The following is a 7,499-nucleotide window of genomic DNA, read 5'->3' on the forward strand; positions in this document are numbered from 1 at the left end:
ATACGGTGACAGATTGACACATGCGACAGTTTGATTAAGAACGATTCTGCTGCGACGTCCTGTCGCGTTCCGTTCGCGGATCGGCCCATCGGCGGGTTGTGGCAGCAAGGACTGGGTCGCGCTCATTTCACCCAATCCGGCAAACAGGCGGGAGAGCCGGGGCGGTTGAGCCAGCGATTTTTCCGAACGGGAAGGGAGTTATTCATGGCTGATGATACGAAGGTCTATCCGACAGGGCTGACCGAGAAGGAAGCACTGGAAATCAACGAGGGCTTGAAGTGGGGCACCCGTCTTTACGGTGCCACCGCCATTCTGGCTCACATTCTCGCCTACGCGCTTACGCCGTGGCTGAAGTAATCTAGGGGAGTCTGGCACATGAACGAAGGTCGTATCTGGCTCTACGTCAACCCCAGCGTCGGTCTGCCGCTGTTTTTCCTCGTCTGGGTCGCCGGCACCGCATTGATGGTGCACCTGGCGGTCCTCCACAACACCACATGGTACAAGGCGTTCCTGCAGGGCGGCGCTCCGGTTGCTGAAGCTGCCGCAGCCCCGCCTGCCGCCGCTGCGCCGATGGAAGCTGCGCCGATGGAAGCCGCTCCGATGGAAGCTGCTCCGGCTGCACAATAAACCTCAATTCCGGCGTGGCCGGGGTTGAAACGAAGGGCCGGCGTTTCCGCAAGGGAGCGCCGGTCTTTTCATGTGTGGTTGCGATTCGGCGCGGATTTGCAGCGGCGTTGGCCGAACATTATCGCGGCTTCGGCATCAATCTGCTGTGTCGCGCTGCAGCAAAGGCCACATCGCCGCCAGTGTTGCCAGCATCAGCGCCAGTTCAAGGCCGAAGATCAGCACATAACCCTCGGCCTTGGGGGCCACATTCAACCCCAGTTCAAGCCCGCGCGCCACATCGCGGATGCCGCCGCCGATCGCCGCGCCAACGCCTTGCGATGTGGCCTGCACCGCGCCCCAGGCGCCCATGGCGATGCCTACCTGGGCCTTGGGTGCAAGCTGCATGGTTGCCGTTAACGTGCCATGGCCAAACAGGCCCGTGCCCAGCCCGGCCAGCAGCACCCCCAGCGTGAACAGTTCCGGTGTGTCGGAACCGGCGGCCATGATGATCAGGCCATAGGCCGGAACGCCGATGAACGCGCCCAGGCTGGCCATGCGGAACGGATCAGCGCCCAGGCTGAGGATGTAGGAGGCATAGGCAAAACCGATCAGGCTGCCGCCCGCCGTGAGCGCCGAAAGCATGGTGGTGGTGCCCACGCCCAGATTCAGCACTTCGCCGCCATAAGGTTCCAGCACGATATCGGACATCGAAAAGGCCAGGGTGCCCAGCCCGACGGCGACCAGCCGCAGCAGCGTCTTGTCCTTGGCCACAAACAGGTCCCAGCTTTCCCGGAAGGTCGGATCTGGTGTGAGCTGTTGCGGCCGCAATCGGCTGGGAATTCGCGTTTCCTGTTTCCACAGCGCCACGAAATTCAGGGTGACGGTGACCACGGCGCAGCCCTGGATGACCTGAATCAGCCGCGCCTGCGAGAAATCATTCAGCACCCAGCCAAAGAACAAAGCCGCCGCAATCGAACCCAGCAGCAGCATCACATACATCAGGCCCACCACATTGGGCTGTTGTTCGGATTTGGTGAGATCGGTGGCGAGCGCAAGGCCCACCGTCTGGGTGATGTGGATGCCGGCGCCCACCATCAAAAACGCCAGCGCGGCAGCCGGCATGCCCAGCCACATGCGTTCATCATAGGCCTGCTGCGCGCCAGACAGCACCAGAATCGCAAAGGGCATGAAAGCCAGCCCGCCAAACTGGATCATCGTGCCCATGTAGATATAGGGCACGCGCCGCCAGCCCATCGCCGATTTGTGCGTATCGGATTTGTGACCGACCAGCGCGCGGAACGGGGCAGCCAGCAGCGGCAGCGCCAACATGACGCCAACCAGCGACGCCGGCACACCCAGTTCAACGATCATTACGCGGTTGAGTGTGCCGACCAGCAGCACCAGGCTGATCCCGACGCTGACCTGAATCAGCGCCAGCCGCAGCAGGCGCGACAGCGGCAGTTCGGCGCTGGCGACATCGGAGAACGGCAGAAACCGTGCCCCCCACGTCGTCCACACCTTGATGAGCTGGGCGTTGAGACCCGTGGCTTGTTGTTCGGCTGACATGGGTATCAAAAAGCCGATTGGCTATTGTTTGGCAATAGCATCAATCGTTCAGGCGCCGTTCTTCATGGCGGTGATCGCGGCATTGGCCAGGGCATCGGCCCGTTCGTTTTCCGGGTGGCCGGCGTGGCCCTTCACCCAGTGCCAGCGCACCTGGTGCGGCTTGGCGGCGGCCAGCAGCGCCTGCCACAGATCATCATTCTTCACCGGTTTCTTGTCGGCGGTTTTCCAACCGTTGCGCTGCCAGCCGTGCACCCATTTCGAAATGCCGTCGCGCACATAAACACTGTCGGTGGTGAGATCGACCGTGCAGGGGCGGGTGAGGGTGTTCAGCGCTGAAATCGCCGCCTGCAATTCCATGCGGTTGTTGGTGGTGTGAGCTTGCGCCCCGTTCACTTCGCGCTCGCGGTCGCCAAACCGCAGGATGGCGCCCCAGCCACCGGGGCCGGGATTGCCCTTGCAGGCGCCATCGGTGAAGATTTCGACCTGAGGAGGCGGCGGTTCACTGGCCAAGCATCATCTCCGGTGTCGCTGCCAGATACCAGGCCAGCCGGCGGGCAAAGGCCATCGGATCCTTGCGGGTCACCAACGCATCAGCTGGCGTGTTCAGCCAATCAAACGCCCGCGTGAGGGTAAAGCGCAGCGCTGCGCCGGCCCCCAATTGCGGCAGGGCGGCCGTTTCGGCGGCGTTCAGCCCGCGTGCTTCGGCATAGCCAGCCCAAAGGGCCGCGGCCCGCGCCGGCACATGGGTGGTGCCGTCGACGCAAAAGCACCAGGCGGCATGAGTGACAGCATAATCATAGGCGATGAGATCGGTGCAGGCGAAATAGAAGTCGATCAGGCCGCTGACTTTGCTGTCCAGCATCAGCACATTGTCGCAAAACAGATCGGCATGGATGGTGCCGCGCGGCAGGCCAGCGGGCCAATTGGCCGTGGCAGCCAGCCCGGCATCAACCAGAGCCGGCAAGGCGGGATCGATTTCGCCCATGCGGCCAGCGCAGCGCGCTGCCAGCGGCGACCAGGCCGCTGGCCCCAGCGCATTTTCGCGCACAGCAGTGAAATGTGCGCCAGCCAGGTGCAATTTGCCCAAGGCTTCCCCAACGGCCCGGCATTCGACCGGTGTGGGATCGGTGACGGATACGCCGGAAAGATATTCGATCAAGCAGGCCGGACGGCCATTGAGCGACTTCAGCGCAACGCCGTCACGATCGGTGATCGGGCGCGGCACCGGCAGGCCGCAGCCCGCCAGATGCGCCGTCAGCGCGAGGAACCACGGCAGATCGGCGGCATCGACCCGTTTTTCATACAGGGTGAGGAAATAGCGGCCAGCGGTGGTGTCGACGAGAAAATTACTGTTCTCGACGCCTTCGGCAATGCCCTTGAAGCTGATTGCGGTGCCTACATCGTAAGCGGACAGGAACGCCGCCAGATCGGCCGCACTGACCGGGGTGTAAACGGCCATGACGCTGGGATTACGTGGTCAGCGCGCGCGGCAGCTTGAACACCACTTCTTCGACAGCCGTGGTGATATTCTCGGTGCTGACAGCAAAGCGTTCGTTCATCGCGGCCAGCACTTCCTGCACCAGCACTTCGGGGGCGGATGCGCCGGCGGTCAGCCCGGCGGTGGTCACACCATCGAACCAGGCCCAATCGATTTCGGCAGCACGCTGGATCAGCCAGCTGCGGGCGCCTTCGCGTTCCGCCACTTCGCGCAGGCGCTGGCTGTTGCTGCTGTTGGCAGCGCCGATCACCAGCACCAGATCGCAGCGGGGCGCCATCGCCTTCACCGCCGCCTGACGGTTTGAGGTGGCATAGCAGATGTCGTCGCCGCGCGGGCCTTCGATGGCCGGGAAGCGGCGTTTCAGCTCGGCCACCATGTCCGACGTGTCGTCAACGCTCAGCGTGGTCTGGGTCAGGAAGCCGAGTTTGCCCTGGTGCGGCGGCTGTACCCGTCGCGCATCTTCCAGCGTTTCGATCAGCGTCATGGCGCCATCCGGCACCTGGCCGAAGGTGCCGATCACTTCCGGGTGGCCCTGGTGGCCGATGAACAATATGTGGCAGCCGCCGGCAACCAGCCGTTCGGCCTGACGATGCACCTTGGACACCAGCGGGCAGGTGGCATCAACATAAGTCAGGCCGCGCTCTTCGGCCTTGGCCGGCACCGCCTTGGGCACACCGTGGGCGGAAAACACCACCGGCACGCCGTCCGGCACTTCATCCAGTTCTTCGACGAAGATGGCGCCCTTGGCCTTCAGGCTATCAACCACAAACTTGTTGTGGACGATTTCGTGGCGGACATACACCGGGGCGCCCCAGCGTTCGAGGGCAAGTTCAACGATATGGATGGCGCGATCGACGCCAGCGCAGAAGCCGCGCGGCGCTGCAACCAGCACATTTAATGCCGGTCGTGCGGCCGAACCGATTTCCATGGCGGGGGCAAGGGTGCTCATGCCCCGGCTGATACGCCATCGGACTCGGCCGCGCCACATTTTGTTGATGCTTGCGGTGACGCCTTTTGCCCCATAGGAGAGGGGCATGATCCGCCCAAGTAGCAACCGCTCTTTTCGTCGTTCCATCGCTCTGGCCGCGCTTGTCGTGCCGGCGCTGCTGCTGGCCGGCTGTGATCGCAATCCGCTGGTGGTGCGGCGGTCTTCGTGCCCGGCGGTGGCCGTGGCGGCCTATGTCGGCGATACAACGTTGTTCCGGCCGGCTGCGGCAGGCGCCGTTGCCGACGCTGCCAATATGGAAGCCGTCGCCACCATCACCAATGTGCGCGATGAATGCGCCGAAACCAGCGATCAATTCGTGTCGCGCATCACCTATGATGTGATTGTGCGGCGCACGGATGCGGCCCAGGCCCGGCAGATCATGCTGCCGGTGTTTGCCGCCGTTGTGCAGGCCGGCAACATCGTCAACGCCAAGCAGATTTCCCAGGTGGCGGTGAATTTTGCCGCCGGCCAGGAACGGGCCGTGGCCCAGGGCACGGCCACCGCCGCCGTGTCGCGCACTGCGGCCGCCGTGCCGCAGGCCATCCTCGACAAGATCAACCGCAAGCGCCGGCCAGGCGAACTGGATGCCGCCACCGATCCGATGGCCGATCCCGAAGTGCGCGCGGCCCTGCGCGCCGCCAGTTTCGAAGTGCTGCTCGGCTTTCAGCTGGATGATCGCGCGCTGGCCTACAACATCGCCAAATAAGCCGGGCTGGTTTTAGCGACCGGACGACCCCGGTTCGGCCTGCGCCGCCAACGGCCGCGCGCCTTCGGCCCGGTTGATGGTCAACGCCAGCGCAAGCCCCACGAGCAGGACAATCAGAGGCAAGCGCTTGGCAATCATGCCCTGTAAATACGGCTGCCGGCTGGCAGGGTTGCGGCATCTTGGTGGTCATGCGCGCAGTTGACTTGAGCGCGCGCTTCGCCCAATCGGCAGTGGTCGCCGGGGGCAACTCCGGCGCCGCGCGCGGGAGAGTGTGGCCGAAGACTTTCACAGTCGACTTCCACCGCCGAAGGAGCAAGCCGCCCCCGGAATCTCTCAGGCAAAACGGACCGCGCCGGCGTATCAGCGACACTCTGGAAAGCGGGTACGGATGTCATATCCGTGCCCCACCGAAGGGGTAAGCCGGTTGCGCTCCACGAGCGCGTCCGGTCAAAGCTCTCAGGTCTGGCGACAGTGGGGGAAACGGGTTTGGCAAATGGCTGCAAGGCCGGGCCGAACCGCAACTGTTGCCGGGGTGCCGCTATGGCTGATGATAACGATCTGAGAACATTGCCGCTGGATGCGCTGCATCGCCGTCTTGGCGCGCGTATGGTGAGCTTTGCCGGCTATGCCATGCCGATCCAGTTTGAAGGAATCATCGCCGAACATCTGTGGACACGTGGATCAGCCGGCCTGTTCGACGTGTCGCACATGGGGCAGTTGCTGGTGGAAGGTGACGGCGCGGCAGACTGGCTGGAAAGCCTCGCGCCCGGTGATTTCAAGGCGTTGCTGCCGCACCGCGTACGCTATTCGCTGCTGCTGGCCGATAATGGCGGTATCCTTGATGATCTGATGGTCACCAACACCGGCCGCAATTTCTATCTGGTGGTGAACGGTGCCACCAAGACCGCCGACATCGCCCACATGGAAGCGCGGCGGCCGGCGGGCATTGCCCTGCACCACATGATCGATCACGCCCTGCTGGCGCTGCAAGGCCCGGCAGCAGTCACGGTGATGAGCCGTTTCGACCTCATTCCCGAGAGCGAAGACCAGCCGGCCTTTGCCGATCTCAAGTTCATGGCGGGCGCGCGCTGGCTGTGGAACGGCATCAAACTGGGCATCACGCGTTCGGGCTATACCGGCGAGGATGGCTATGAAATCTCGGTACCAGCCGCGCACGCGCAAGCCTTGGCCGAAGCCCTGCTGGCGCATTCCGAAGTGAAGCCGATCGGGCTGGGCGCGCGCGACTCGCTGCGGCTTGAAGCCGGCCTGCCGTTGTATGGCCATGATCTCGATCCAGAAACGACGCCGATCGAAGCCGATCTGAGCTTTGCCATTTCCAAGCGCCGCAAGGCCGAAGGCGGTTTTCCCGGCGCGGCGCGGGTGCTCGATCAGTTGTTCAACGGCGCCCCGCGCAAGCGGGTTGGCCTGAGTGTCGAAGGCCGCATGCCGGCGCGTGAAGGCGCGACCGTGTGGATGGGTGAGACCCAAGTGGGCGTGCTCACCTCGGGCGGCTTTGCGCCCAGCCTGAATGTGCCGATTGCGATGGCGTATGTCGCCACCGCCCACAGCGCCGATGGCACCGCGCTCGAGATCGAAGTGCGGGGCAAGCGCATCGCTGCCACCGTGGTGCCGATGCCGTTCAAGCAAAAAAATTATGTTCGGGAAGGGGACAAGAAATGAGCCGTCTTTACACGCAGGATCATGAATGGATCGACGTTGCTGGCGGTGAAGCCACCGTGGGCATCACTGATTATGCGCAGGGCCAGCTGGGCGACGTGGTGTTTGTCGATCTGCCCGATGCCGGCCGCGCCGTGACCAAGGGCGGGGAAGCCGCCGTGGTCGAATCGGTGAAGGCGGCGTCTGACGTTTATGCCCCGGTGTCGGGCACGGTGACCGAATCCAATGCAGCGCTGGCCGACGATCCGTCGCTGGTCAACAGCGCGCCGGAAGTCGAAGGCTGGTTCTTCAAGCTCACCCTGTCCGACGTGTCGGAACTGGACGGCCTGATGGACAAGGCCGCGTATGACGCGTTTGTCGCCAGCCTGTAGTCGAAGGGCTTCTTTCCCCGCTTTGCGGTTGTCGCCTCGGCGTTACAGGCTGCCGAAGGCCAGTGGATCGCCGATTATGTCCGTATC

At 63.7% G+C, this 7,499-nt stretch carries 9 protein-coding genes and 2 riboswitches; of the genes, 5 read left to right on the top strand and 4 right to left on the bottom strand.

Going from position 1 to position 7,499, the window contains the following annotated elements; all coding sequences use genetic code 11:
• Nucleotides 1–204: 204 nt before the first annotated feature.
• Entirely contained in the window at nucleotides 205–357 is a 153-nt protein-coding gene (locus tag RMO81_RS06120) for a light-harvesting protein (protein WP_310474897.1), read from the top strand.
• Between the two features lie 18 nt (nucleotides 358–375).
• Complete coding sequence (locus RMO81_RS06125; protein WP_310474898.1) at nucleotides 376–627, top strand: light-harvesting protein; 252 nt, start codon at nucleotides 376–378, stop codon at nucleotides 625–627.
• 135 nt (nucleotides 628–762) lie between these two features.
• On the opposite strand, the gene RMO81_RS06130 is transcribed toward RMO81_RS06125, so the two are convergent.
• The 4 genes from RMO81_RS06130 to ispH are packed head-to-tail and all read right to left on the bottom strand — an operon-like array spanning nucleotide 763 to nucleotide 4,619.
• Nucleotides 763–2,172, bottom strand: a complete 1,410-nt coding sequence (locus RMO81_RS06130; protein ID WP_310474899.1) for a BCD family MFS transporter — start codon at nucleotides 2,170–2,172, stop codon at nucleotides 763–765.
• 48 nt (nucleotides 2,173–2,220) lie between these two features.
• The gene (rnhA, locus tag RMO81_RS06135; protein ID WP_310474900.1) at nucleotides 2,221–2,682 is read right to left on the bottom strand and encodes a ribonuclease HI; all 462 of its coding nucleotides are present in this window, start codon (nucleotides 2,680–2,682) and stop codon (nucleotides 2,221–2,223) included.
• Nucleotides 2,672–3,631 carry a homoserine kinase gene (gene thrB / locus RMO81_RS06140; protein WP_310474902.1) on the bottom strand — a complete coding sequence of 320 codons (960 nt, stop codon included), beginning with the start codon at nucleotides 3,629–3,631 and terminating at the stop codon, nucleotides 2,672–2,674. The genes rnhA and thrB overlap by 11 nt, the downstream gene beginning before the upstream one ends.
• A 10-nt stretch (nucleotides 3,632–3,641) precedes the next feature.
• On the bottom strand, nucleotides 3,642–4,619 hold the full coding sequence (gene ispH / locus RMO81_RS06145; RefSeq protein ID WP_310474903.1) for a 4-hydroxy-3-methylbut-2-enyl diphosphate reductase: 978 nt from the start codon (nucleotides 4,617–4,619) through the stop codon (nucleotides 3,642–3,644).
• A gap of 85 nt (nucleotides 4,620–4,704) precedes the next feature.
• On the opposite strand from ispH, the gene RMO81_RS06150 reads away from it, so the two are divergent.
• From RMO81_RS06150 to gcvH, 3 genes are all read left to right on the top strand, one after another.
• Nucleotides 4,705–5,364, top strand: coding sequence for a hypothetical protein (locus RMO81_RS06150; RefSeq protein ID WP_310474904.1), 660 nt, complete (start codon nucleotides 4,705–4,707; stop codon nucleotides 5,362–5,364).
• 252 nt (nucleotides 5,365–5,616) lie between these two features.
• A riboswitch (glycine riboswitch) is annotated at nucleotides 5,617–5,724 on the top strand.
• A 1-nt stretch (nucleotide 5,725) separates the two neighbouring features.
• Nucleotides 5,726–5,846: riboswitch (glycine riboswitch) on the top strand.
• Between the two features lie 58 nt (nucleotides 5,847–5,904).
• Entirely contained in the window at nucleotides 5,905–7,044 is a 1,140-nt protein-coding gene (gcvT, locus tag RMO81_RS06155) for a glycine cleavage system aminomethyltransferase GcvT (protein ID WP_310474906.1), read from the top strand.
• Entirely contained in the window at nucleotides 7,041–7,412 is a 372-nt protein-coding gene (gene gcvH / locus RMO81_RS06160; RefSeq protein ID WP_310474907.1) for a glycine cleavage system protein GcvH, read from the top strand. Before gcvT ends, gcvH begins: the two co-directional genes overlap by 4 nt.
• Nucleotides 7,413–7,499 lie beyond the last annotated feature (87 nt).

Origin of the sequence: Sandarakinorhabdus sp. (assembly GCF_031422795.1) — a bacterium.
GTDB lineage: Bacteria > Pseudomonadota > Alphaproteobacteria > Sphingomonadales > Sphingomonadaceae > Sandarakinorhabdus.

What these genes read in the sequence shown, in the direction of transcription:
- RMO81_RS06150 (WP_310474904.1), top strand. Translation starts at nt 4,705, where the DNA reads ATGATCCGCCCAAGTAGCAACCGCTCTTTTCGTCGTTCCATCGCTCTG.
- thrB (WP_310474902.1), bottom strand. Translation starts at nt 3,631, where the DNA reads ATGGCCGTTTACACCCCGGTCAGTGCGGCCGATCTGGCGGCGTTCCTG.
- RMO81_RS06125 (WP_310474898.1), top strand. Translation starts at nt 376, where the DNA reads ATGAACGAAGGTCGTATCTGGCTCTACGTCAACCCCAGCGTCGGTCTG.
- ispH (WP_310474903.1), bottom strand. Translation starts at nt 4,619, where the DNA reads ATGAGCACCCTTGCCCCCGCCATGGAAATCGGTTCGGCCGCACGACCG.
- RMO81_RS06130 (WP_310474899.1), bottom strand. Translation starts at nt 2,172, where the DNA reads ATGTCAGCCGAACAACAAGCCACGGGTCTCAACGCCCAGCTCATCAAG.
- gcvT (WP_310474906.1), top strand. Translation starts at nt 5,905, where the DNA reads ATGGCTGATGATAACGATCTGAGAACATTGCCGCTGGATGCGCTGCAT.
- RMO81_RS06120 (WP_310474897.1), top strand. Translation starts at nt 205, where the DNA reads ATGGCTGATGATACGAAGGTCTATCCGACAGGGCTGACCGAGAAGGAA.
- gcvH (WP_310474907.1), top strand. Translation starts at nt 7,041, where the DNA reads ATGAGCCGTCTTTACACGCAGGATCATGAATGGATCGACGTTGCTGGC.